The following is a 22,956-nucleotide window of genomic DNA, read 5'->3' on the forward strand; positions in this document are numbered from 1 at the left end:
CCTATGACGTTCTGATTCGTAGTCAGACCCTCTATCCAGCTGAGGTAACGCCGCAGCGCAAGACATATAAAACCACTTTAGCTTATTGGAGTCAAGCACAATTTCAAACTTTTTTGTGGAACGCAGTCTTGTCATGCTGCTCCGCATATACCGCCATTCCCCGTACGATCGATTGGCTTTTCGATCACGTCAAACTTAGCATCAAGTTCCCTCAGGAGCGATCTCACCCGCTGGGCACAATCATAATCGGCAAACGAGATGCTCAACATGCGAGCAACCTGATTAGATGTCTGGACCCCATAGAAATGCTCTAGGGCCACAAGCCCCTCGTGCGCCACAAACGTCTCAACCACATGAGGCGACTCCTCGTAGCACCATTGCGTCAACGGCCCCTCGCTCGTCTGTCGAACCACCAGGCCACCCATGCCAGACGGCTCACACGTCACAAGCAGGTACTCCCCGCCCTCGTCGCTCTCAAACAAAACCACCCGATCATCAAACAGCTCCATCGCGTCCCCTTTCTCTCGCTCTTATTTAGCAAAAGCATAGCAGGTAGATGGCTGTATACAGAACAGTTGTTCGTGTGTTTTCTATTGAGCTGTCCGCACGGCATGGTATGGACCTGCGCACGAAATAGGGCGCCCCCGAAGGAGCGCCCTTGCATATCGCCTATGCAGCCAAGTTACGCGACCGGCTCGATCTTCTCGAGGCCGCCCATGTAGGGACGCAGGACCTCGGGGATCGTGATGGTGCCGTCGGCGTTCTGGTAGTTCTCCAGAATGGCAGCCATGGTACGGCCAGCCGGCAGGCCGGAACCGTTAAGGGTGTGCAGGTAGCGCGAACCCTTGAAGTTCTCGGGGTCGCGATACTTGATGTTGGCGCGGCGGGCCTGGAAGTCACCGCAGTTGGAGCAGGAGCTGATCTCCTTGTAGGCGTTGTAGCTCGGCAGCCAGACCTCGATGTCGTAGGTCTGACGGGCAGAGAAGCCCAAGTCGCCGGTGCACAGGCTAATCACGCGATACGGAAGGCCCAGCTGCTGCAGCAGGTACTCGGCCTCGGCGGTCATGCTCTCGAGCTCCTCGTCGGACTCCTCCGGCTTAGCGAACTTGACCATCTCGACCTTGTCGAACTCGTGCTGACGGATGATGCCACGGGTATCGCGACCGGCGGAACCGGCCTCCTCGCGGAAGCAGGGGGTGAAGGCGGTGTAGCGGCGCGGCAGGGTGTCGGCGTCGAGGACCTCACCGGCGTGCAGGTTGGTGAGCACGACCTCGGCGGTAGGGATCAGGAAGTTGTCGCCCGAGACGTGATAGGCGTCGTCCTCGAACTTGGGCAGCTGGCCCGTGCCGAACATGGTCTGACGCTTGACGACGATGGGCGGCCACCACTCCTTAAAACCACGGCTGGTGTGCGTATCGAGGAAGAAGTTGATGAGGGCGCGCTCAAGACGGGCGCCGGCGCCACCGAGAACGGTGAAGCGGCTGCCGGAGAGCTTGTTGCCACGCTCGAAGTCGAGGATGTCCAGATCGGTGCCCAGATCCCAGTGTGGCTTAAAGTCGAAGTCGAACTCGCGCGGGGTGCCCCAACGACGGCGCTCGATGTTCTCGTCCTCGTCCTTGCCGTACGGCGTGGCCTCGCAAGGAATGTTGGGCAGGTGAGCCATGAAGTCGTACTGCTCCTGCTCGAGAGCAGTGCGGCGCTCGGCCAGACCGTCAATCTTCTCGTTGACGGCGCGCACGGCCTCCTTGGCGGCCTCGGCCTCGTCCTTCTTGCCCTCCTTCATCAGGGCGCCGATCTTCTTGGACTCGGCATTGCGCGTGGCTTGAAGTTCCTCAACCTCGGTGATGACGGCACGACGCTCGTCGTCGAGCTCAAAGAACTTCTCGCGATCCCAAGACGTCTGGCGGTTAGCCATGGCGACATCGATGGCATCGGGGTTCTCGCGAACAAACTTGATATCAAGCATTAGATCCTCCGGCGATATACATTCCATTTAGGTTGCAACCTTGTACATGTATGGGCAAGTATATACTTATGAGCGTTTACGACCCAACTCAACTACGCAAGAAGGCACCCAATGGACGCAGTTTTTTCCTTTTTGTTTGGCACCCGCACCGGTTTTGCCATCCTTTTCGCCGGCGGCATCCTGCTGTTTGCGATTATTGCCTTTGTAATGGAGAAGCGCACCCATAAGATGTATGTCGACCGCGGCCCCAAATCCGAGGACGAAGAAGACAGCTTCTGGGACTAACCCGCCAAAAAGGGACAGGTTTATTTTGGTCGGTTTTATCCGGGCAAACGCAAGCGCCCCGCAACTGGAATTGAGCCAGTTGCGGGGCACTTTTCGCTAAAAGGACAAAACCGCAGGAAAAACCTGCCAACATAAACCTGTCCCTTTTTTGGTCGGTTTTACTGGAGGGTTGCGTCGATTGCCTTGACCAGGGCGCTGCGCATGCCGGCGTCCTCGAGCGCAACGACGCCCTTGATGGTGGCGCCGCCGGGCGAGCACACAGCATCCTTCATCGCTGCGGGATGCTGGCCAGTTGCAAGCTGCAGCTTTGCCGTACCCAGCACCATCTGGCTCACAATGCGATAGGCATCAGCACGCGGAATACCGTGCTTGACCGCTGCATCGCCCAGGGCCTCGATTGCCATAGCGACAAATGCCGGAGCGCAACCACCCACCGTGCCGCCCACGAACAGCAGGCTCGTATCGAGCTCGACCACCGCACCGAGCTTGCCAAGCAGATCAAGCACCACTGCGCTCTGCTCATCACTAAGCGTGGAAGCCTTCTCGCAAGCGATGACGCCCTCGCCCACCGAAACCGGCGTGTTGGGCACCGTCGAGATATGCGCGACGCCCGGCAGGACCTGCTCCCACTTGGCACTGTCCCAGGTCCAGGCAACCGACAGAACGACCTTTTTGGCAAGAGCATCCTTGAGCGGGGCGAATATCTCCTCGATCATATACGGTTTGACCGCAGCGACCACGATATCGGATGCGGCGACAACCTCGGCGGCATCGTGGCAGGCGACCATGCCGCGCGCCTCGCAGCGCTCAACCAGTGCGTCGTAGCGACCCGCGCAGGCGCACATGTCGCTCGCAGCTACACCGGCAGCGATCCAGCCATCGGCCATAGCGCTCGCCATATTGCCAAAACCGACAAATCCAATCTTCATATCTCATAGTCCTTTCAGACACATTCCTCAAAACGAAAGGTATTGTCCCACGCCATTGTTTCGTATTGCCGACCTATTTGTGATACGGCTCGCCACGACTGATCTTGCAGGCACGGTAAATCTGCTCTAGCAGCACCACACGCGCCAGGTTATGCGGCAAAGTAATGCGTCCAAAGCTGAGCATCTCGTCGGCTCGTGCGCGCACGTCATCACTCACGCCGTCCGAACCGCCGATTACAAAGGCAATGTCGCTGCTGCCTCGCAGCATAAGATCGTCGAGCCTCGCCGAAAACTCCTCGCTCGAACGCTCCTTGCCCTCGATAGCCAGCAGGATCACATGCGCTCGAGACGGCAAGGCAGCAAGAATCGCCGCCCCCTCCTTGTCACGCGCGGCATCCACACCGCCCGCCTTGGCCGGGTCGATATCGGCCACCTCGCGCATATCCACCTTGGCATAGGCGCCCAGACGCTTCGTGTACTCAGCGCAGGCATCCTTCCAAAAGCGCTCTTTGAGCTTGCCAACACAAACGACGGTGTATTTCACGCGTGCCTACTCCTTTGACTCGTTCTGAACCTTACCGGCAGCCAGCATCTGCTCGAACATAGAGGCCGACTGCGAGAAGTCACTCGGCAACACGACCGTCGAGTTTTTGCCCGTACGTGCGAACTCCGTCATCATCTCGGTCCACTGCGTAAACATGAACAGCTGGTTGGCCTCATCGTTGCCAACACCCGTCTCCTGGATAATCTCGAGCGAGTCCTTGATGCCCAGCGCGATCGCCTTGCGCTGGTTGGCGATGCCCTCGCCCGCCTTTTCCATAGCCTCAGCCTCGGCGGTCGCCTCGGTGACGCGCTTGATGCGGTCTGCCTCGGCGAGCTCCTGTGCCGCAGCGCGCTTGCGCTGGGCGGCGTTGATGTCGTTCATGGAGTTCTCAACCTCGGTCGGCAGTGCGATTTTGGTGATGAGCGTCGACACGAGGGTGAAGCCGTAGGCGGCCATCTGCTCGGAAACGGTAGCGTTGACATCCTTGGCGATGTCATCCTTCTTGGCAAAGACCTCATCGAGTGTGTAGACGGGGATGGAGGAGCGCAGGGCGTCGGTGATGAAGTCGCGCATCTGGTCGACGGGCTCCTGCAGCATGTAGTAGCTCTTGTAGATGCCCGAATCTGCCGGGCCGGCGCCCATGTCATAGCTCACGTGGTACTGAGCGGAGACCTCAAGGCCAATGGTCACGTTGTCCTGGGTCTTAACGTCGATGCCAAAACCATTTTTCATGGTGCGCAGACTCACCGTGGCGGCCTTGCGGTCAATCACGGGCACCTTCACGTGGAAGCCCGCGTTGACGATACGATTGAACTTACCCAAGCGCTCGATGATCACAGCGTGCTGCTGCTCAACGACGTAGCAGGCGTTGGGGAGCAGCAACAACAGGATGATGATGGGAATCAAAAGGCTGGTAAGGGCGGCGATGATACCGGAAAACAGCATGGTCTCTCCTCTGATAGGCACACGTTGCCATTAGGATACCCGTCCAAGGAGATCGTGCATAACAAAAAGCTCCCATTGCTGGGAGCTCTTTCAATCAATGGTGCGGGCGAAAGGACGTCCGCGTATCCGCTTCGCGGATCCGCACCGGCTTCGCCCGCCTGCCGGCGGACTCGCCAGCTCGCTAAAAACGCTCCGCGTTTTCTTTACGCTCGCTCCTTCGCAGGTTCAAGTCCCCGCGGTGGGCCCATAACAAAAAAGCCCCCATTGTTGGGAGCTCTTTCAATCAATGGTGCGGGCGAAAGGACTTGAACCTTCATGGGGTTGCCCCCATACGGACCTGAACCGTACGCGTCTGCCAATTCCGCCACGCCCGCGTGCAGGAATTAGAATAACGGAGCGCCACCGCGAACGCAAGAACTATTTTTGAAAAAGTTTGCAGGCATTTTCCCAAGCGGCATGCGCGATTGTTTCGGCGTCCTCACCAGTGCGATCGACACGGTCGTTAACCAGCGCGTTTGCCGTAATGGAGATCATTGCGGGCTCGCATTCAAGACCGCGGATGGGCTCCGGAGCCATATACGGGCAATCCGTCTCGAACAAAATTCGATCGAGTGGGGTTGCCGCAAATGCCTCGCGCACGTCGTCGTTGCGCTTAAAGGTGGCCGCACCACCATAGGCGATATAGCAGCCCAGCTCCACAAAGCGCTCCATCGTGGCGCGGTCCTCGCCAAAACAGTGCAGCACACAACCGGCCTGGGGCACGCCCACCTCACGAAGCACGTTGTAGGCGTCCACGTGCGAGGTACGCTCCTGGTCCATGTCCTCGTGACGCAGATGCAGCTCCACCGGCACGTTACGACACACGGCAAGCTCGAGCTGGCGCGCCATGCAATCAATCTGCACGCTGTGGGGCGCCGGCGTGATGTCGTCGTCGTAATCCATGTGGTAGTCCAGACCGATTTCGCCAATACCGGCACACAAAGGGTCATCAAGCGCAGCAACAACCTGCGCGTGAATGTCGTCGGTATAGTCCGGCGCGCCATACGGATGCACGCCGGCAAGATACTTGATCTGCGGGATATCCTGCATCGGCAGAATTTCGCGCACGAGCCAGTCGCTATAGTCCGTCACGCTGCGCTTGTCGGCGATGGGGTCGAAGACCGTCACCAACAGGTCGATGCCTGCCGCCTTGGCACGCACGAGTGTCTCGGGCACATCCTTGCCCCAGAACGAAAGCAGATGCGCATGTGTGTCGGCAAGCGGTGCCAAGGGCACGGGACAAGCAACCGTCTTCTTTTTCTTGGTAAACGTCACGCGTTCGGCATTAAGCGTCATGGGAAAGCTCCCGAGCCAGGCACACAAAGTCGGCGACGCCGAGCGTCTCGGCGCGCGTGGTAGGTGCGATACCGCAAGCCTCAAAGGCGACATCGAGCACGTCCTTGGCAAAGCCGTTGGCGCTCATGGAATTGCGGATGGTCTTGCGACGCTGAGCAAATGCAGCGTCAATCACGCGGGCCACAAATTCGCGATCGAGTCCTTCGGGCACCACACCGTCAACACGGTCGATACGCACGACGGCCGAGTCCACGTGTGGCGCCGGCATAAAGCAACGCGGCGGCACCTCAAAGCGACCCGTTACCTGCGCATACAGGCCAAGCTTTGCCGTATAGCCGCCATAGGTCTTGTTGCCCGGCACTGCGGCAATGCGATCGGCAACCTCCTTTTGCACCATGACGACGGCGCGCTTGAGCGCCGGCATCGTCTGGAAAAATTGCAAAATGATCGTCGCCGCCACGTTATAAGGCAAGTTCGCGACAAATACCGTCGGCTCACCGCCCGCAGCCTGCTCAATCTGCTCCGGGCCCACCTTAAGCGCGTCGCCCATGATAAAGCGGAAGTTGGCATAGTCGGCGGCGTGGGCGTCGAGCACCGGTTCGAGCTCAGGATCGGCCTCAATGGACGTAACGCACGCCGCTTCCTGCAGCAACGCAAGTGTCAACGTACCGCAACCCGGACCCACCTCGAGTACGCGCTCGTCACCTGCAAGCTCGGCAAGCTCGCAGATACGCTCGATCACATGATTGTCGATTAGAAAGTTCTGGCCCAGGCGATGCTTGGTCGCAAGGCCAAACTCCTCCAGCAGCTCCCTTGTTGCCGTGGGGTTTGCCAAAGGCGAAGTTGTCATAGTTGCCTCCTTAGCATGATGGCGGCGTCTTGAAACGAAAGGGCATGGACCGTTGCGGCCATGCCCTTACATCTAAACAGCAAATTGCCGATATGGCGCTCGCGCGGTCTCTACGCCAGACGCGGGAACAGCGGATCGCCCTTCTCGACGGGCTGACCACCAGCAAGCAGGCCCCAAGCGCAAATGCCCTTGAGGTCGTCGGTCGCGGCCTCGTTCTCGCAGGACAGGCGGCGCAGGGCCTCGGCAGAGGTCTGAGGCATGAGCGGCATCAGCAGGTGAGCGGCAATGCGGATGGCCTCGAGCAGGTTGTAGATCACAAACGCCAGCTCGTCAGCCTTGGCCTCGTCCTTGGCAAGTGCCCAGGGCTCGGAGTCCTCGATGTAGTGGTTGGCGGCGTGGATGAGCTCCATGACCTCATCCTTGGCTCCGCCGTAATCGAGCACGTCCATCTTGGCCATGTAGCGGTCGACCAGGCCATCGGCGATCTTTGCCAGCGGGTTGTCGAACGCATCGAACGATGCGGGCTTGGCGGGCGCGCAACCGTCAAAGTACTTGCCGCTCATGTTGAGCGAACGCGAGATAAGGTTGCCCCAGCTGTTGGCCAGGTCGGCGTTGTAGACCTGCTCCATGCGATCGAAGCTGATGGCGCCGTCGGTACCGGGAACGACATCGGTCATAAAGTAGTAGCGATAGCCCTCGACGCCCAGCATGTCGATAACGTCCTGCGGAGCGATGGCGTTACCGCGGCTCTTGGACATCTTCTCGGCCTTGCCGGTCTCGGCATTGCGCACGGTCAGGAAGCCGTGGGCAAAGACGTGCTCGGGCAGGGCCTCGCCGATGGCCATAAGCATGGCGGGCCAAATGACGCAGTGGAAGCGGATGATGTCCTTACCCACGATGTGGAACTGCGCGGGCCAGCGATAGGCCAGCTCGGCACGCGCCTCGTCGGTGTCGACACCGTAGCCGACGGCCGTCATATAGTTGAGCAGCGCGTCAAACCATACATAGGTCACATGGCCCTCGTCAAACGGAACCTGGATGCCCCAGTCAAAGCTCGTGCGACTCACGGAAAGGTCGTTGAGGCCGCCCTCGACAAAGCTGCGAACCTCGTTCATGCGGAACGCAGGCTCGACAAAGTCGGGGTGCTCGTCATAGAGCTTGAGAAGCTTGTCCTGGAAGGCGGAAAGCTTAAAGAAGTAGGACTCCTCCTGGACGCGCTCAAGCGGACGGTGGCAGTCGGGGCATAGATGCTGGCCGACGCTGCCGTACTCCTCGTCGCCCTTCTGGACCTGCGTATCGGTGAAGTAGGTCTCGTCAGGCACGCAATACCAACCGTCGTAGCTGCCCTTATACAGATAGCCGGACTCCTTCATGCGCTCCCACAGGTACTGCACGGCATGATGCTGGCGCGGCTCGGTGGTGCGGATGAAGTCGTCGTTGGAGATCTCGAGCTTGCTCCAAAGCTCCTTGAAGTGCGGAGCCTGGCTGTCGGTCCACTCCTGCGGCGTCATGCCATGCTTGGCTGCGGCCTCGGCGACCTTCTCGCCGTGCTCGTCCATGCCGGTCAGGAACTTGACGTTATAGCCGGCGGAGCGGCGATAGCGAGCCTGAACGTCGGCGATGATGGTGGAATAAGCCGTGCCCAGGTGCGGATCGGCGTTGACGTAGTAGATGGGCGTCGTGATAAAGAACGAAGGCTTGCTTTGATCCATGGGGTTTGTCCTCCAGAAAAACGTTGCATACAGGGGATGATTCTAGCGCAAGGGCTGGATATCCTCCATCTATTGCATATCGAGCACCATGGCATAGACATCGCGCTTGCGGCGCGAATACTTCTGAGACAGGCGCTTGGCCACCGCAGAGGCGGGCTCCCCCTCCTCGAGCGCGGTGCGGATATCCTCGCGCAGGGCATCGTCGGGATCCGCTACCGCAGCGCCAACCGGCGCGATGCCGGCCTCCTCGTCCTCGCTCGGCGGCGCGATGACCAGCGCAATCTCGCCCTTTACCTCGCCGCGAGCACGCAGCTCCTCGGCAAGCTGGTCAGCGGGCCCGCGCAAGACCTCCTCGTGCAGCTTGGTGAGTTCGCGGCAGACGGCAAGCTCACGCTGGGGAAAGACCTCCGCCACGGCCTCGAGCGTCGCCACGATGCGATGTGGAGACTCGTAGAAGATGAGTGCGCCGGGCACCACGGCAAGGCGCTGCAAACGGCGCACACGGTCGCCGTGCTTTCGGCCCAAAAAGCCCTCGAAGAAAAAATGCTCGCAGGGAATGCCGGACGAAACGAGTGCCGTGACGCAAGCAGAGGGTCCGGGAATAACTTCGACAGGCACATCGGCCTCACGCGCCGCCTCGACCAGCGCCTGGCCGGGATCGGACACGCTCGGCATGCCGGCGTCCGAGGCAAAGGCGAGGGTCTCCCCCGCCAGCAGACGGTCGACCAGGCCGGCAGCGCGGCTAGCGATCACATTCTCGTCGCAACGGACAAGCGGCTTGGAAATACCCAGGTGCATCAGCAGCTTTGACGTCACACGCGTGTCTTCGCAGCAAATGGCATCGGCGGCGGCAAAAGCCTCGCCAACGCGCGAGGACAGGTCGCCTAGGTTGCCGATGGGCGTGCCGACCACATAGAGTTTGCCCGTATGGGCGCTGTTTTGCGTCATATCAACCTATTCAATCATGCCGCGCTCGAGCGTACCGAGCGCCGCGCGGGCGTCCCATGCTGCAATGCGCTTCTCGGTCTTCCACGTTTGGAAGAACCAACCGGCAGCCGGCGCAAACGAAGCCAGCTGGTTGGCGATAAACACGCGCTCGTAGGCATTGCGGCCCTCGGGCGTAACCGACGAGTTAGCAAAGATCGCCGCGCCCGACCATTCGCCCACCAGCACGGGGAACCCAGTCGAAATCGCCTCTTTAAGCTCGCGCTTGTTACGCGAAATCGCCGTCGTCAGCCCGCGGGGGCTCGTGATGTCGAGCGCATACTCGTCGCGGTAATGGTACAGGTGAAGGTCCATGTAGACGTTCTTGTACTTGGCGCCGCGCATAAAATGCTTCCACTCGCTGGGATGCCCCGACGACGAGAAGACGACGATCTTATCCTCGGGCATATACGAACGGACGAGCTCGTAGGCATCGCGATAGAAATTGCGCAGGTAGTGAGCAGGAATGCCATCCGTCATGGTGAAGAGGCTCTTGCGAACGCTCATCTGCGGCGTGTCCAGCAGCTCAATGCCCAGCAGGCTCTCGGCCTCGCCATAGCGATCGGCCAAGCGCTCGAGCACGTCGAGTGCGACATGACGGCCGTTGGTGGACGAATGCCACTCGGCAACAGCCTCTGGCGTGGCGGGCGAATCATTGGAATCGCCCTGGCCACCGGGCACAGTTGCTAGATCAAGCAGCACGCGGATGTCGTACTTGGCAGCCCACTCAATCGCACGGTCAATGTAGTCGACAACCGAGATGTAGGACGCATCGGACTCCTGCGAGCCAAAGGCATACCAGGGCACCGGCAGACGCACGGCATTGAGACCGATCTGCGCCATGCGACGGAAATCGTCCTCGCTCACAAACGTCTCGTAATGACGGCGCATGCGCTCGTTATAGGCGGCGGTGCCCATGGCCTCCTGCAGCTCGGCCGCGTTGGATGCACCGGTCGCCGCGTATAGCGACGGGGTCACCCAAGGCTCGGGAATAAACCAGCCAGAGAGATTAACGCCGAGTATCCTCTCCATCACTGCCCCCTTCGGATCGTGCAGGCCGAGCCTGCATCGTATTGCATAGGAAAAGTATCGTTTTGAGTATACCCGCGCGTGCGGACAGACGACCGAACGGTCTGTAAAGTGGCGCAAAAGCGGGAGGAATATCTGGGCGGGCCCGAGATGGCGCGCCGAGATGTACATATGCGCCGGAAGTAGGCGGCCGAAAAGCGCATCCCGTTCTGAGCGCGGGATCTGGGACGCAGTTTCCGCCAAAGACCGCAAAAGGAAAGCACATCCCATTCTGACGCCGGATTCCGGGTCGCGCTTTCCCAAGCGGCCTCAAAGCGGAAAACGCATCCCACTCTGAAGCCAAATTCCGGGACGCAATTTCCGCAGAGCCCTCAATAAAAGAAAAGGACCCCTTTGCAGAGGTCCTAGTCAATTCAAGGTGGCGGGGAAGGGAATCGAACCCCTGACACGAGGATTTTCAGTCCTCTGCTCTACCAACTGAGCTACCCAGCCATTTGAGGTGTGCCTTGTTTCAAGGCTTGATTAGTATAACCAAGGACGCGTTCCGGTCAACCGAGAATTTTAAAAAAGTTTTTGGGCACAGCCTCGGTTCTATAAATCGGCACGTCAGAGGCATCAGCCGGCAGCAAGAAGTTTTTCACTCAGAGCCGCACGGGCAAACTCACTTGGCGTCATCCCCTCGGCAGCCGCCCGTCGACGAATGGCCTCCTTCATTCCCAGAGGAATCTTGACCGACAGCGTTGCCGTCCCCTCACCTGAGAGCGGGGGCCGTCCATGCACGATCCCACCAACGGTGTGTTCGCCATCCGGAAACTCTCCGCGCTCGTACGACTCGCACCACGCGTCAATCATTTCATCCGTTACAACCTGACCATTAGCGGCCGTATACGTCTTGCCCATCATCGACCCCTTTGCCGAGCCTGTTCAATCTCCTGCCAAAATTTCTTCTGGACTGGAGACAAGGCATGAATGATAAGCCACCCACGGACAAGCTCGACCGCGACAAGCTCCACGCTTCGTCCGTCTGAGAGCCATCCAATTGCAAGCCATCTCGGCGGCTCGTCCTTCGGCTCGCGACGAATGCACTCAGTAACCGCAAGCCAAGCGCTAAGCACCTGCTTTTCCGTCAGGTGCTTTTTAGCGTTGGGATGGATCTCAACATCCATGCATCTTCTCCTCCATCTTACCCAATTTCGTATGACGAAAGTCCACTGTCGCCAATTCTTAAGCCGGCACGCGTTGGAGAGCAGGAGTCGAAACAATGATTGAAGGACGCTCTAGTACGGCCCAGGCGCCGAGGCAGGAGCACATGCGCCAAGGACGAACGTTTTCGTAGCGCGCGAGGATATTGCCGTCGCGATCGATGAAGGCGATGTCGATGGGATAGGCCATAAAACACGTATGGACCGAAGAGCAGCATGGAAACGCCATGACGAGCGACAGGCCGTTGGCGGCAACCGGACGCCGTCCCAGCATGCCGCGCAGGCGCACGACAAACGACTCCGCCACCACAAACTCGGCCGGCGTCCAACCCAGCCTATTGAGTGCCCGCGCGTAGGCGATGTAGGACGAGACCGCGGTCACATGACCACCCCCGGATGCCATGGATCGACCGTCACCGCGCGCTCGTGCGACAACGTTGTCGGCGCCCCCAGCGGAACGCCAGCGATGCTGAGAGAAGTCGGCCACGGCTCATAGTGCATGGTGCAGGTGTAGGTCCTAAACGTACCGGATAGGGAGAGCAGGCCACCATCTGATGCCTTCGCGCCTTGCTCGCTCGACACTTCGATCTGCAAGTCATAGCCTTCCATGGCATTCAGAATTTGAGTCTGGACCGTCGCCGAGGCATCGGCAGAGCTTTCGTCGCCCTCCCCCTCCGACGCCACGGCATGCGCTAGCACGATGTCGGGCACCACGCGGTCGAAGCGCGCGACAGCGCCGGCAAAGATCATGACGTTGTACACGATGAGTGCCAGCACCAGCAAAACGGGCGTAACCACTGCCATCTCCACCGTCGCTTGGGCGCGCTCCTCGCGCAGACGCATGCGGATACTCATTACGACCCACCGCCCAGAGCGCCAACCAGCGTGGCGACATCGACGGTGAGCGGGATGGAACCGCCGCCGGGCAGAGGAATCTCCGCAAGTGTGAACACCGTACCGCTAATGGTGCGTTCGACTTGATATTCCAACGCCTCGCAAAGCGCCTTGGGATCGGTCACGCCCAACGGAATACTTCGCAGTTTGTCTTGCGCTTGAGAGAGACCCGCAATGTCAGACCCCGGACTCTTAATGACGTTGGCAGAATCGGTCAGCACCGGCTTTCGCAGGCGCAAGTCGCACGGCTCCAAGCCCAGCGCCGCCACGGACGCCGAAACGGTATCGCCGAGCCACGATGCAATGGAGCCCAGCGCGCCACTGCTCCCTCCCAGGCCATCGATCATCTCATCCATAAGCTCGTCGGCCGAGCCCTGAATGTCTCCGTATCCCACAAGCAGCCGTCCCCAAACATCCATGACGCCATCGAGTACGCCGGCAACGCCACCCGAACGCTCCTCCAGCGTCGAGAAAAACCGCGAGAGAACGTTGTTCTGCGCCGTCGCGTCATCGGGCGCCAGCACCGCAGCAGAGATCGCGCCGCGATCGCCAAGCCTGACTGTCGTGTTAAACGAAGAGTTGAGCTCATCGGGGCTCGAGATGGCACCCGAAACCGCAAAGGCAGCCACGCCGTTGCGACCGGGCGGGGCGATACGCGGACGCTCGCCCGAAAGCGCTTTAATGGCCTGGTCAAACGCGTTGCCCGCACGGTCAGCCTCGTCCTCGGTCTGGCGCATGAGCTCGAGCTCTTTGTTGCGGCATTCGACGTAGTCTTCCAGAGCGTCTTTAAACTTGTCAAAGTGATACTCGAAGCCGTTTTCGATAGAGGTTGAAGGCGCCGCAACAGCACCAAGCGACGAAACGCCAAAATGGCATTTGCTGCATTTATCCTGTCCATCGTAATCGGCAACCGAAGCAAATCCGCTCGGCGTCCCTTTCTTATAGTTAGGGCAGGTCGTCCCGTAATGCAGATACGCCTTGTCATCGTTCACGCTCGTCGGCCACACCGCATCGGTATAGAGTTCCGTCGCCCGAACCTCATCAGAGTTGCGCGGCAGCAGCGGAATAAAGGAGGAAACCCTGTCTCCGTTCTCGGTTATATGTGCCCGATCGACCTCCGCGCTCGCATAGATATAAAACGCCTTACGCGCCGCAGACTCTGCCTTCATCTCGACACTCGAGCCGTGGGGCTTCTCATTTGTCAGACGCCAATGGTAGTAGTCCTTCGCGCGATCAAGGGCAACTTGGGGCTCCCACGTAACGCTCGATGAGTAATGCGGATTTTGAACACCGGAGAGATCCGTTAGGCTTTTCGCACGCCCCCACATGCAAGAACAGCTGCCGACCGAGCCCTTGTCAGACCCACCACAATCCGCCAGCCAAGCACGCTCTTTAGCCTTCGCCGTGTCCTCAGAAGCCTTCCGCAGCTCCTCGGCCGCACACTCTAAATCATCTGATGTGTCTTTAATGGCATCGGTCGAGATCTCGGACCCCTCGAGCGCAGCGAAGTCAGACTCGGATGTCCTGGGCACGGCAAGCGCCGTACCGGTATAGGTCACACTATCGGTATCCTGCGCCGACACCGCCTGCGTGGCACGCGCGGCGATCAGATACGGCAGAGCCGTCTCGATTTTCTGTAAGCCTTCCGATGCGCTTTTGGCAAACTTGTTGCGCGTTTTAATGATCTCAATCCCGGTGTCGACCATATTGCCGGCAACCGGCTCGGTACCCGGGATGAGGATGGCGACCAGGCCCGTCCCGATCGTGGCAAACCCCGCCAGCCCCAGACTCAAGATGCTCGCATCAACCACCGTGGCAGCCGTGTGATAGGACGACACTACGTTGGCACCCGCCAGCGCGCCGCTATCAGCCGCCACCTGGGTATCCCCGGCACGCGACATGCTCCATATCGCCGCGGTCGACGAAAACAGCAGCGTGAGCACCACCAAGATGACCACCGCAGAGGAGAGCGTGGTGTAGGCACCGTCTTCGATAAACAGGTCGATACCGGCTCGACCCATAAAGCCGCCTCGTTTGCGGAGAGCGCCTGGTCGACGGCGGGCCGCAAACCCTTGCGTCACCCGCAACAGGCAGCGCCTAATCCCATGCAGCAATCCACGAATCATAATCTCCCTCCAGCCATTCGGGACGCGATTGATACGAGACATCGACCTTGAGCTCAACGTAGCCGCCCTCGGCGGTACCACCCATAGCCTGCGCAAACGCACCGATCACAGGCAACGGCTTGACCTCGCCGGAAACGGACACGGACGAGACGCCACCCGCACCGGCCCGGCCAAGCTCGATATCCCACGACAACGGCCCGCCGGCATGAAAGATCGAAACGTTGGGCACTGCGGCAAGTCGGCGGCGGGTGAACTCCTTAAGATCGTCGTCCTCCGCCGTCGTCGTGGTCATGAGCCGCGCGGTCTCGGCGGCGGCAGACTCCATGACCGCGCGCGTATAAAGCAGGCACACCGGTTGCAGTGCGAGAAGGATGAGCGTCAGAAACGTCGGCAGCAAAAAAGCGGCCTCGACCGTAGACTGCGCCCGGTCCTCACGCGCGATATCAATACAACGCGATGTCCTTAGCACCCGCAGCGGCGTCGATAACCGACGTCGAGGCAACGCCATGGGATGCCGCCCGCTCAACCAGCGCCGCCAAGCGCCCATCGGTGCCAGCACGCCAAAGCCCCGCGATCGCCAGCACGATCGATAACAGCGCCACCGTGACGATGGCGTATTCCACAGTCGCTTGGGCAACCTCTTCACGCAGAACGCCATGCATTTCACGATCCCTCCTTTGAACTTATTGTTTGCGGGACCAAGCGCACGGCGCGCAGACGACACGAAGCATCGCCAGTATCCGCGGCAACCGTCACCATATCGACCCAGCCGCGCCCATCGCGCACGATGGCGCCCCATACGTTGCCCTTAATATCGAGATAGCCGCTCAGGGCGAGCTGGGACGTTGGCACCTCGCGGTAGGCGCGTAACATATCCGCCGCTGCCTCGGTCATCGGTCGGTCCTCGGACCATGCAAGCCGGACCGCAATCGCGTTGTCCTCAGGCAAATCCGTCGCAGTGCCAGACCGCTTGTCGAGCGTCCGCAGAAAGGTTTGCGCCGTGACAGCGACATCCGAATCGTCCGCATCTCGCATCTCATCTTTTTGAGACGCCACCGCCGAATCTGAGCCCGAATCGAAGGCGGCCCCAGGACGCTGCTGCCGCGCGGCGTTAAGCCCCCAAAGCACCGCCGCTATCGCCACGGTCAGGCAAGCAAACACCAGCAGCACCCCGATGGGGCGCTCGCCCTCTACAGGCTGTTGATGCCCTCGCTGATCGCATCCCATAGCTCTTTAACCTTGCCCTTAAATGCGACGATGGCGATAATCGCGATCACCACGAGCACGCCGACCAAGATGGCATACTCGGTGGTACCCTGTGCACTCTCCTCCTGCAGTAGCTCCTTGGCGCGTTGACGAACATGTGCCGCCCGGCAAAACGCCCAGCCCTGGACCTTGCCAGCAGCGTCAGTCATCGTGTTCATGTATTCCTCCCTACATCATCCCGCCTGCTCCCAGCAGCGGGCCCAATATGGACAGAAGCAACGCCGGCAAGATGAGCGTGCCGGTGGGAATCAGCAGCTTGACGGGCACACGCTCGATCTCGCGCTCGACCGCAGCGCGATGAGCCGCACGGATCTCGCGACTTTGAGCGGCCAGCGTCTCGGCAAGTGGGGCACCCAGGGCGAGCGCCTGCCCCACCGTGATGGCAAAGGTCTCGAGCGCTCGCACGTCCAGGTCGCGCGCGGCGGCCAACAACTCGTCCTCACGCGTGCCCACGCCCACCTGCCACGCCATGCAGGCCCGCTCAAGGCGAAGAGCCAGCACTGACCGGCGGTTGGCGCAGAAAATCTCAAGCGCCGCATCAAACGAAAGACCGGCCGAAAGACCCAAGCGCACAACATCGATCATCTCGGACACTTCGCCGAGCGACACTCGCGCCGGGCCGCCCACTCCAACCGCGCCCTTCACTCGCGCGGTCAGGGCATCGACCACTGAGCGACCCGCGGCAGCGACCAGCACCGCCTCGCGCTTGCAGGCCCCTGCGATCTTGCGTGCATCCGCCCGATCCAAACCCGTCGCGACAAATACACTCAGGGCGCACAGGCAAGCCGCAACTGCAACCGGGGCGCTCATAGCTCCACCCGCATAATGCGTCGGATAACCACCAGGGCAACGGCATTGAGGGCAAGACCCAGCACCACAGCGCCCACGCCGGCAGGCGTCGCAAGACCGCGACGAAAATCTGCCGAAAGCAGCGCCAACACCGCGCACATGCCCGCCGGCATCGCCGCGACCATATGCGCAGACATGCGAGCCTGCGACGTCTTGACATCCAGGCGGCGCTTGAGCTCAATGCGCTCCCCCACCATGCTCGACGCCTCGGACAGTAAGTCGGCAAGCGGAGCACCGGTGCGCTGAGACACCTTAAGCGCCAAGGTCACAAGCGAAAGGCCGGGAGCGTCGATGCGCACGAGCAAGTCATCGAGCGCGTCGGTCGCCGAGATACCGCAATCGATCGCCGCCGCCACCCGCAAAAACTCGGTATGCACCGGTTCTTGCGCATGAGCGCCCACAAAGCGCATGCCCTGGGCCAGCGAATGTCCCGAGGCAAGCGACATGGAAAGTGCGGTAAACGCCTCGGGCATTGCCTCTTCTGCATCGTGTTGCTCGCGCCGGCTCTCAAAGCCATCCCGAGCGGCGCCAGCGGCAATCGGAGCAACAAGTCCCAAGGCAAACCCGAGGGGCGATAACGACACCATCGTTAGTAAAACGCAGCAGACACCGCTCGATAGCAGTAGAAACGCCAAACGCCCCGAAGCATCTTCGATCACGAGGCCAAGGCGATGCGCCGGAGCCAGCGATGTCCACGAACGGGCGATCTTTTTCAGCAGATCGTTTTCCACCAGCTCACGCGGCAGCCTCTCTGCCACCGTCTCGAGCGCCTGACGCGCCAGCTCCGCCGGCGGCACCTGCGGCACACGAGGTTCCGCCCCGCACGCCGTCGCAACAGAAAACCCTGCCAAACCCCCTACGACGAGGGGCACAGCGACCTCCATTCGTCCACCTCCTCTTGTGTGAGCGTCCCCGACCGCAGGCCTTCTGCGATAAACGGCGGCTCGCGGTCAAGCGTCCAGGTGCGCTCGGCGGCATCGAAAGTCACATAGCGCTCGAGCTCTACGCCGCCCGACGCGGCGCGACGCACCCCCGAATACGAGGAGACGAAACGCCTGCCATCGGCGTGGCGCTCGGACATCACGATGCCGTCGAGCGCCATGGCAATCTGCTCCTCGATGAGCTCGCTCGGCAGATCGATGCCATAACGTGCAAGCAATGTCAGACGCACCACGGTCTCCTGTTCTGAACCCGCATGAAGTGTGGTGAGCGACCCGTCGTGGCCCGTGTTCATGGCCTGCAACATGTCGCAGCACTCGGCACCACGCACCTCGCCCACCACGATGCGGTCGGGGCGCATGCGCAGGGCATTAGTTACTAGGTCGCGAATCGTCACCGCACCCTCACCCTCAATTGAAGCCTCGCGCGCCTCTAGGCGCACCACGTGCGGATGATGCGCAAACTTGAGCTCGGCAGAGTCCTCGATCGTCACGATGCGCTCGCCGGTGGAAATCTCGCATGACAACGCGTTGAGCAGGGTGGTCTTACCAGATCCCGTGCCTCCCGCAACCGCCAGGTCCTGTCGCAGCGACACCGCGCACGACAGCAGCTGCGCATACCAAAGCGGCAGCGACCCCAGCCCCACAAGCTCGTCCAGTGAGCAGATGCGGTCCGAGAACTTTCGGATGGTGAGAATCGGTCCGTCAATCGCCACAGGCGGAATCACCGCGTTGACGCGATAGCCCGTTTTGAGGCGGGCGTTGACGATGGGGCTGCGCTCGTCGATACGGCGGCCAAGTGGCGAGATAATGCGGTCGATAAGCACACGGATCTGCTCATCATCCTCAAACGCATGCTCGATGGGGTACAAGACGCCGCCGCGTTCAAAGAAAGCCGAGCGGCAGCCGTTGATCATGATCTCGGTAACGGTGTCGTCCTCGATGAGCGGCTGCAACGGCCCCAAGCCCACCACGTCATCCAAAATCTCGTCGATGATGGTCTCGCGCTCGGGCGTCGCGAGATCGGTCGGCTCCTCAACATTGAGCGCCGCCTCCACCGCAGGACGCAATTCCGAGCGGGCAAGTGCCGGGTCGATATAGGCGCTGATACGCGCCACTTCGTCGTAACCCATGCGGTCCATCACGGCGCGCTTGGTGCGTCGTTTCACGGCGCGGCGACGCCCCGCATCTACAGGCGCTGCCGCCGCCGCAGCGCCGGCAGCCTTAATCCTCGTTTGCAGGCTCATCGCTGATCACCCTCGCGCGACCAGGGAAGGCGGATACGCGGGCGTTCGGTGCGCGTTGCACGGTCGGCGACCATATCGCTCCAAGGGCCGACGGCGCACCCCAGTTCCACGAGCATCTCGCGCGTGGCCTCGCGCACGCTAGTCGCAAAAGCGCTGGTCTGCCCCACTGCCTCGTCAGCGCGCCCAAACGCCATGAGCGCGGCGAGATCCTGCCCGCCATCGGCGATACGAATCTTGGAGCTTAACGCACAGGCAATCTCAAAGCGCATGGCGACGTCCTCGTCTGCCCCGCGCGCACCGAACCGGTTGAACACGGCGCTCATGCGCGTGCGCGGCACACCTACTCGACCTGCCAGTTCAATGACGCGCGATGCCGATGCCGCGGACGACACCGCCGCATCGCCAACGACCAGGCAACGGTCGCTCGCCGCCACCGCAGCCGCCACGGCGTCGCCCCAAAAGACCGAGGTATCGATAAAGACCACGTCGGATTCGCGACGCAGAACATCAAGCAGTAGCTCCACCGGACGTGCCATGAGCTCGGCTTGCTCGGGCGCCGCGACGGGACCCCAGAGCGTAACGCCCGGCGCCACGCGCATCGAAGCGGCTACGATATCCGGCTCGGTGAGCGTGCCCGCCGCCGACGGCTCGATAAGTGCCGCCATATCGCGCGGAGCATCGACGCCTAACAAGTCGTAAAGGTTTCCAAACATCAGGTCCAGGTCGAGCACGGCGGCACGCAAGCCCAACAGCGACGATGCGTGTGCCATGGTGGCAACGATCGTCGACTTGCCGCAACCGCCCGAACCCGAAATAGCGCAGATGACTGGAGCTCGATGCGGCGAAGCGGCAGCGTCTGCCGGCGGCATCGGAGGCGGCGGGGCGGGCGTCGGTGACAGCGTCCCTGTCTCCCCCGCCGCAACCACGTGCTGCGTCCAAGCCGGCATGGCTGCTTGTTCGGTCTGCGAGGCAGGCTCGTTCTGCGCAATCTGCTCATGCTGCATCAGCGACAACTCGCCGCACCCGGCAAGGCCCTCAACTTCGTCGAGTTCATCCGCCAGATTCACGCCGTGCACGTATCCCATATCTACTGCCGGGGAGTCGCCAGCATGCTGCGCCGGCCCTCCAGCGTCATCGTATACAAGGGGGTTCCGGGGGCGCCGACCATGCTCGGCTTCCGCTTTTCCATAATCATCAACACGCGGGCCTCTTGTAGCGCGAGGCGCCCCGGGTTCCCTATCAACAAAAGCATCGGGCTCAATCGTCATGCGCCGATCGGAATCAACCGCTCCCTCGCCCGCGCGCCCGTTGCCGCATATACTGTGTGCAGCGATGACCTCGGTCGCCCCCGCGCGAAACAGCACCTCGATATCCGACGGATCGAGCGCTTCTATCAACACGACCACGCGACTCACGCGGCCTTCGGCCGTCAGGCGCGCAACAGTCTTGCGCACATCTTCGGTATCAAACAGAGACGCCGCGATGATGGCAGCCCCGCGGCGCGACGGAAACGCCCGCGCCATGGAAACCAGCCCGTCCAGGTCACCCACGCGAAGCACCTGTGCACCCGCATCACGGCCCTCGACTTCCCGCTGCAACAGCCCGTAATCGCCGCACGCGCAGCACGCAAGCCAGATCGCCTTCATCACTCGTCGCCTCCGCTCTTTTTGCCGCGCGCCGTGGCGGGAATCGTCAAGCTGACCGTTCCCTTGCCCGAGGCTCCCAGCAGTTCCTTGACGTCTTCGGGGTCAGCCGCCAGCGTCACCCATTCGATCTTGCCCTCGCGCGTGGCACCGGAATCCTCACTGGTATCGATCACGTACGCGCCGCACAGCCGATCGGTCACGCCGTCTTTTTGCACATACACATCCACGTAGCTGCCCACGCCCGTAGCACCGCCGACCGAGTGCTCGGCATCGACCGCCACCGAAACGGCGACCTTGCCCTTAGGCACCTCGAGCTTGCGGCTCTCGACCTTGGTGTAGACATTGCAGATCACGGCGTTTTTGGGAATACGCGAAGTCGTCACGTCGCCGCGCACCTGGCGCAGCTCGGTCGCCGCGTCACGCGGCAGCAGACTCGTCAGCCACCCCTGGGTTATGACATTGGTCTCATCGAGGGTCTCGCCCACATCGATATCGCGCGCCGCGACGCATACCTCGACGCGATCGCCACCGTACTTGGCCAAGGTCTCAGCCTGGACCTGTTCGGCTTGTGAGCGGATCGATGAGCCGTAAACCATGCAGAGCAGAGCAGCGAGCACGCCCGCGACCAGACTGATGGCGATGCGCTTGCTCTTGTTCACGGCCGCTCCTCTCATGGCAGTGCCGGGCGAATGCCCGTACCACCATTGTCTGGGCGGTCAGAGTGCAAAGCGGCGCAATCGCAATCTTGGTTTTCGATGTCAAACCAATCGCTGACCAAAAGCTGACCAGCCCGTCAAGCTCGTGGCAAGGTTTTGGTCAGCACGTCAGCAAACTGCATGTTTCGAGGCTTTTCCGCAGCAAAAAGCCGTCTCCCGAACAGTTGGGAAACGGCTGTCATAGGAAAAATCAATTACAGATGGACATCGGGATCGAGCATTTGAGCACTCACGCGCATGGATGACGCCAGGTTTTGGAACGTTTCCAGACGCAGGCTATCGATCTGCCCGGCGTCCTCGGCCTCGCGAACGGCGCAACCCGGCTCATGGGTATGCGTGCAATCGCCAAACCGGCACGCGCGCGATGCCTCGACAATCTCGGGGAAAGCGCGCGCCAGACCCCGCTCGTGACCCACGAGCGGCAGGCTGCGCAGGCCCGGGGCATCGGCGATCACGCCGGCGTCGCCCGGCAGTGCCACCATCACGCGCGCGACGGTAGTGTGACGGCCCTGATCGTCGCGTTCGCGCACACCGCCGGTCGCCAACGTATCGTGGCCCAGCAGCGCATTGAGCAGCGTCGACTTGCCGGCACCCGACTCGCCCAGAATCATGGCGCAGCTCCCGGCGGGCACGCAGGCACGGATCTCGTCCAGGCCGCGGCCCTCGGCAGAGGACGTCACGATCACGCGCACGTCCGGACCCACCAGGCGGCGCACGCGGTCCAGATCGCGCTCGAGTTCCTCGGCATCGCAGCGGTCAGCTTTGGTGAGTACCACCACCGGTTCGGCATCGCAGTCGAGCGCCAACACCAGCGAGCGCGCCACACGGTCGAGCAGCACCTCGCCGGCACCGAGCGCCTGCACGATTAGCACGCTATCCACGTTGGAGCAGAGCACCTGACGCTCCCCGCGGGCACGGCCGCGCCAACGCTCAAAGCTCGTACGGCGCGGCAGCACGCACTCAATCACGCCCATATCGTGCCCGGGAGCGCGGCGCACCGCCACACGATCGCCCACGGCAGGCAGCAGGACCTCGTCCTCGCCGCGTGACTTGGCAAACCCCACAGCATGCTCGGCACGAAACGTGTCATCGGCAGTCGCCACCAGTGGAAACCCGCGATCCAAGCGCACCACGGCGCCAAGCTGCATCTGCTCGGGCTCCTCGACATGCGCGCAGAAATCATCAAAGGCAGCCTGCTGGGCTTCATCGACCGGCAGGTCATCAAACGCCGGAACGTCCCGCAGCGCGTCAAGCCCCGGTACACTCGCCAGCAACTCCTCAGCAGATGCGGGAGCCTCGGTCGCGAGCTTCCGACGACGATCACGCTTAGCCCGCGCCCCCGTCGTCTTTTTCTTCGCTTTAGCCTTAGCCTTGCCCACAGATGCCTCCCAGCACAAAACCACACAACTGAGCAGGTATTTTACCCACAAAAAAGAGTCGGTCGAGCAAACGCTCGACCGACTCACATACTTTCCCTCAGCCAATGGTCCCGA

Annotated in this window: 26 protein-coding genes and 2 tRNA genes; 1 reads left to right on the forward strand and 27 read right to left on the reverse strand. The window is 61.2% G+C overall.

The genetic code is table 11. The features are described 5' to 3' along the window. Positions 1–131: 131 nt before the first annotated feature. Together I2G43_RS09455 and serS are read right to left on the reverse strand one after the other, a co-directional pair. The gene (locus tag I2G43_RS09455; RefSeq protein WP_117645937.1) at positions 132–509 is read right to left on the reverse strand and encodes a hypothetical protein; all 378 of its coding nucleotides are present in this window, start codon (positions 507–509) and stop codon (positions 132–134) included. Positions 510–682: 173 nt separating this feature from the next. Continuing rightward, the gene (serS, locus tag I2G43_RS09460) at positions 683–1,966 is read right to left on the reverse strand and encodes a serine--tRNA ligase (RefSeq protein ID WP_055285929.1); all 1,284 of its coding nucleotides are present in this window, start codon (positions 1,964–1,966) and stop codon (positions 683–685) included. 111 nt (positions 1,967–2,077) lie between these two features. On the opposite strand from serS, the gene I2G43_RS09465 reads away from it, so the two are divergent. Continuing rightward, a complete protein-coding gene (locus I2G43_RS09465; protein WP_168170424.1) occupies positions 2,078–2,251 on the forward strand; it encodes a DUF6724 family protein in 174 nt (57 codons plus the stop codon). A gap of 158 nt (positions 2,252–2,409) precedes the next feature. Here the strand turns inward: I2G43_RS09465 and proC are convergent, their stop codons facing one another. The 25 genes from proC to rsgA all read right to left on the reverse strand — a co-directional run bounded on the left by proC (position 2,410) and on the right by rsgA (position 22,611). Further along, entirely contained in the window at positions 2,410–3,180 is a 771-nt protein-coding gene (proC, locus tag I2G43_RS09470; protein ID WP_161194705.1) for a pyrroline-5-carboxylate reductase, read from the reverse strand. Positions 3,181–3,253: 73 nt separating this feature from the next. Further along, on the reverse strand, positions 3,254–3,724 hold the full coding sequence (rlmH, locus tag I2G43_RS09475) for a 23S rRNA (pseudouridine(1915)-N(3))-methyltransferase RlmH (RefSeq protein ID WP_117736221.1): 471 nt from the start codon (positions 3,722–3,724) through the stop codon (positions 3,254–3,256). A 6-nt stretch (positions 3,725–3,730) separates the two neighbouring features. Next, on the reverse strand, positions 3,731–4,669 hold the full coding sequence (locus I2G43_RS09480) for an SPFH domain-containing protein (RefSeq protein ID WP_118384984.1): 939 nt from the start codon (positions 4,667–4,669) through the stop codon (positions 3,731–3,733). Between the two features lie 287 nt (positions 4,670–4,956). Further along, positions 4,957–5,043: transfer RNA gene (locus I2G43_RS09485), tRNA-Leu, on the reverse strand. A 43-nt stretch (positions 5,044–5,086) separates the two neighbouring features. Continuing rightward, entirely contained in the window at positions 5,087–6,004 is a 918-nt protein-coding gene (locus I2G43_RS09490; RefSeq protein ID WP_118093910.1) for a TatD family hydrolase, read from the reverse strand. After that, on the reverse strand, positions 5,994–6,854 hold the full coding sequence (gene rsmA / locus I2G43_RS09495) for a 16S rRNA (adenine(1518)-N(6)/adenine(1519)-N(6))-dimethyltransferase RsmA (RefSeq protein WP_195535962.1): 861 nt from the start codon (positions 6,852–6,854) through the stop codon (positions 5,994–5,996). The genes I2G43_RS09490 and rsmA overlap by 11 nt, the downstream gene beginning before the upstream one ends. 110 nt (positions 6,855–6,964) lie before the next feature. After that, complete coding sequence (metG, locus tag I2G43_RS09500; RefSeq protein ID WP_089572678.1) at positions 6,965–8,566, reverse strand: methionine--tRNA ligase; 1,602 nt, start codon at positions 8,564–8,566, stop codon at positions 6,965–6,967. 69 nt (positions 8,567–8,635) lie between these two features. After that, complete coding sequence (gene rsmI / locus I2G43_RS09505; protein ID WP_117655494.1) at positions 8,636–9,514, reverse strand: 16S rRNA (cytidine(1402)-2'-O)-methyltransferase; 879 nt, start codon at positions 9,512–9,514, stop codon at positions 8,636–8,638. A gap of 6 nt (positions 9,515–9,520) precedes the next feature. Then, a complete protein-coding gene (locus I2G43_RS09510; RefSeq protein WP_161115712.1) occupies positions 9,521–10,582 on the reverse strand; it encodes a glycoside hydrolase family 5 protein in 1,062 nt (353 codons plus the stop codon). Between the two features lie 416 nt (positions 10,583–10,998). Further along, positions 10,999–11,071, reverse strand: a tRNA-Phe gene (locus I2G43_RS09515). A 123-nt stretch (positions 11,072–11,194) separates the two neighbouring features. Continuing rightward, complete coding sequence (locus I2G43_RS09520) at positions 11,195–11,479, reverse strand: ribbon-helix-helix domain-containing protein (RefSeq protein ID WP_035137167.1); 285 nt, start codon at positions 11,477–11,479, stop codon at positions 11,195–11,197. Continuing rightward, positions 11,479–11,745 carry a hypothetical protein gene (locus I2G43_RS09525; protein ID WP_195362141.1) on the reverse strand — a complete coding sequence of 89 codons (267 nt, stop codon included), beginning with the start codon at positions 11,743–11,745 and terminating at the stop codon, positions 11,479–11,481. The genes I2G43_RS09520 and I2G43_RS09525 overlap by 1 nt, the downstream gene beginning before the upstream one ends. 58 nt (positions 11,746–11,803) lie before the next feature. Beyond that, the gene (locus I2G43_RS09530; protein ID WP_195535963.1) at positions 11,804–12,184 is read right to left on the reverse strand and encodes a DUF192 domain-containing protein; all 381 of its coding nucleotides are present in this window, start codon (positions 12,182–12,184) and stop codon (positions 11,804–11,806) included. Next, a complete protein-coding gene (locus I2G43_RS09535; protein ID WP_138374418.1) occupies positions 12,160–12,636 on the reverse strand; it encodes a TadE/TadG family type IV pilus assembly protein in 477 nt (158 codons plus the stop codon). Before I2G43_RS09535 ends, I2G43_RS09530 begins: the two co-directional genes overlap by 25 nt. Then, a complete protein-coding gene (locus I2G43_RS09540; protein WP_195535964.1) occupies positions 12,636–14,696 on the reverse strand; it encodes a hypothetical protein in 2,061 nt (686 codons plus the stop codon). Before I2G43_RS09540 ends, I2G43_RS09535 begins: the two co-directional genes overlap by 1 nt. Positions 14,697–14,772: 76 nt before the next feature. Beyond that, positions 14,773–15,309, reverse strand: coding sequence for a TadE/TadG family type IV pilus assembly protein (locus I2G43_RS09545; RefSeq protein WP_195535965.1), 537 nt, complete (start codon positions 15,307–15,309; stop codon positions 14,773–14,775). Then, positions 15,245–15,463: a hypothetical protein gene (locus I2G43_RS09550; RefSeq protein WP_022094024.1), complete on the reverse strand. Its 219-nt coding sequence runs from the start codon at positions 15,461–15,463 to the stop codon at positions 15,245–15,247. Before I2G43_RS09550 ends, I2G43_RS09545 begins: the two co-directional genes overlap by 65 nt. Before the next feature lies 1 nt (position 15,464). Next, entirely contained in the window at positions 15,465–16,028 is a 564-nt protein-coding gene (locus tag I2G43_RS09555) for a hypothetical protein (RefSeq protein ID WP_138374416.1), read from the reverse strand. Then, entirely contained in the window at positions 15,992–16,225 is a 234-nt protein-coding gene (locus I2G43_RS09560) for a hypothetical protein (protein WP_138374415.1), read from the reverse strand. The genes I2G43_RS09555 and I2G43_RS09560 overlap by 37 nt, the downstream gene beginning before the upstream one ends. A 10-nt stretch (positions 16,226–16,235) precedes the next feature. Further along, positions 16,236–16,877, reverse strand: coding sequence for a type II secretion system F family protein (locus I2G43_RS09565; RefSeq protein ID WP_195535966.1), 642 nt, complete (start codon positions 16,875–16,877; stop codon positions 16,236–16,238). Beyond that, positions 16,874–17,767 (reverse strand): type II secretion system F family protein, encoded by an 894-nt coding sequence (locus I2G43_RS09570; protein ID WP_229071773.1) that lies wholly within the window; start codon positions 17,765–17,767, stop codon positions 16,874–16,876. Before I2G43_RS09570 ends, I2G43_RS09565 begins: the two co-directional genes overlap by 4 nt. 5 nt (positions 17,768–17,772) lie before the next feature. Continuing rightward, the gene (locus tag I2G43_RS09575) at positions 17,773–19,101 is read right to left on the reverse strand and encodes a CpaF family protein (RefSeq protein ID WP_006235095.1); all 1,329 of its coding nucleotides are present in this window, start codon (positions 19,099–19,101) and stop codon (positions 17,773–17,775) included. Then, positions 19,098–20,747: a P-loop NTPase gene (locus tag I2G43_RS09580; protein WP_195535967.1), complete on the reverse strand. Its 1,650-nt coding sequence runs from the start codon at positions 20,745–20,747 to the stop codon at positions 19,098–19,100. Before I2G43_RS09580 ends, I2G43_RS09575 begins: the two co-directional genes overlap by 4 nt. Further along, complete coding sequence (gene cpaB, locus I2G43_RS09585) at positions 20,747–21,406, reverse strand: Flp pilus assembly protein CpaB (protein ID WP_324249538.1); 660 nt, start codon at positions 21,404–21,406, stop codon at positions 20,747–20,749. Before cpaB ends, I2G43_RS09580 begins: the two co-directional genes overlap by 1 nt. Before the next feature lie 251 nt (positions 21,407–21,657). Continuing rightward, positions 21,658–22,611 (reverse strand): ribosome small subunit-dependent GTPase A, encoded by a 954-nt coding sequence (rsgA, locus tag I2G43_RS09590; protein WP_195535974.1) that lies wholly within the window; start codon positions 22,609–22,611, stop codon positions 21,658–21,660. Positions 22,612–22,956 lie beyond the last annotated feature (345 nt).

The organism is Collinsella aerofaciens (assembly GCF_015557435.1).
Taxonomy (GTDB): domain Bacteria; phylum Actinomycetota; class Coriobacteriia; order Coriobacteriales; family Coriobacteriaceae; genus Collinsella; species Collinsella aerofaciens_Z.

Excerpts from the sequence above, each read along its gene's own strand:
- I2G43_RS09455 (WP_117645937.1), bottom strand. The coding sequence starts at position 509 with ATGGAGCTGTTTGATGATCGGGTGGTTTTGTTTGAGAGCGACGAGGGC.
- serS (WP_055285929.1), bottom strand. The coding sequence starts at position 1,966 with ATGCTTGATATCAAGTTTGTTCGCGAGAACCCCGATGCCATCGATGTC.
- I2G43_RS09465 (WP_168170424.1), top strand. The coding sequence starts at position 2,078 with ATGGACGCAGTTTTTTCCTTTTTGTTTGGCACCCGCACCGGTTTTGCC.
- proC (WP_161194705.1), bottom strand. The coding sequence starts at position 3,180 with ATGAAGATTGGATTTGTCGGTTTTGGCAATATGGCGAGCGCTATGGCC.
- I2G43_RS09480 (WP_118384984.1), bottom strand. The coding sequence starts at position 4,669 with ATGCTGTTTTCCGGTATCATCGCCGCCCTTACCAGCCTTTTGATTCCC.
- I2G43_RS09490 (WP_118093910.1), bottom strand. The coding sequence starts at position 6,004 with ATGACGCTTAATGCCGAACGCGTGACGTTTACCAAGAAAAAGAAGACG.
- rsmA (WP_195535962.1), bottom strand. The coding sequence starts at position 6,854 with ATGACAACTTCGCCTTTGGCAAACCCCACGGCAACAAGGGAGCTGCTG.
- metG (WP_089572678.1), bottom strand. The coding sequence starts at position 8,566 with ATGGATCAAAGCAAGCCTTCGTTCTTTATCACGACGCCCATCTACTAC.
- rsmI (WP_117655494.1), bottom strand. The coding sequence starts at position 9,514 with ATGACGCAAAACAGCGCCCATACGGGCAAACTCTATGTGGTCGGCACG.
- I2G43_RS09510 (WP_161115712.1), bottom strand. The coding sequence starts at position 10,582 with ATGGAGAGGATACTCGGCGTTAATCTCTCTGGCTGGTTTATTCCCGAG.
- I2G43_RS09520 (WP_035137167.1), bottom strand. The coding sequence starts at position 11,479 with ATGGGCAAGACGTATACGGCCGCTAATGGTCAGGTTGTAACGGATGAA.
- I2G43_RS09525 (WP_195362141.1), bottom strand. The coding sequence starts at position 11,745 with ATGGATGTTGAGATCCATCCCAACGCTAAAAAGCACCTGACGGAAAAG.
- I2G43_RS09530 (WP_195535963.1), bottom strand. The coding sequence starts at position 12,184 with ATGGCATCCGGGGGTGGTCATGTGACCGCGGTCTCGTCCTACATCGCC.
- I2G43_RS09535 (WP_138374418.1), bottom strand. The coding sequence starts at position 12,636 with ATGAGTATCCGCATGCGTCTGCGCGAGGAGCGCGCCCAAGCGACGGTG.
- I2G43_RS09540 (WP_195535964.1), bottom strand. The coding sequence starts at position 14,696 with ATGGGTCGAGCCGGTATCGACCTGTTTATCGAAGACGGTGCCTACACC.
- I2G43_RS09545 (WP_195535965.1), bottom strand. The coding sequence starts at position 15,309 with ATGGCGTTGCCTCGACGTCGGTTATCGACGCCGCTGCGGGTGCTAAGG.
- I2G43_RS09550 (WP_022094024.1), bottom strand. The coding sequence starts at position 15,463 with ATGCATGGCGTTCTGCGTGAAGAGGTTGCCCAAGCGACTGTGGAATAC.
- I2G43_RS09555 (WP_138374416.1), bottom strand. The coding sequence starts at position 16,028 with ATGGGATGCGATCAGCGAGGGCATCAACAGCCTGTAGAGGGCGAGCGC.
- I2G43_RS09560 (WP_138374415.1), bottom strand. The coding sequence starts at position 16,225 with ATGAACACGATGACTGACGCTGCTGGCAAGGTCCAGGGCTGGGCGTTT.
- I2G43_RS09565 (WP_195535966.1), bottom strand. The coding sequence starts at position 16,877 with ATGAGCGCCCCGGTTGCAGTTGCGGCTTGCCTGTGCGCCCTGAGTGTA.
- I2G43_RS09575 (WP_006235095.1), bottom strand. The coding sequence starts at position 19,101 with ATGAGCCTGCAAACGAGGATTAAGGCTGCCGGCGCTGCGGCGGCGGCA.
- I2G43_RS09580 (WP_195535967.1), bottom strand. The coding sequence starts at position 20,747 with ATGAAGGCGATCTGGCTTGCGTGCTGCGCGTGCGGCGATTACGGGCTG.
- rsgA (WP_195535974.1), bottom strand. The coding sequence starts at position 22,611 with ATGCAGCTTGGCGCCGTGGTGCGCTTGGATCGCGGGTTTCCACTGGTG.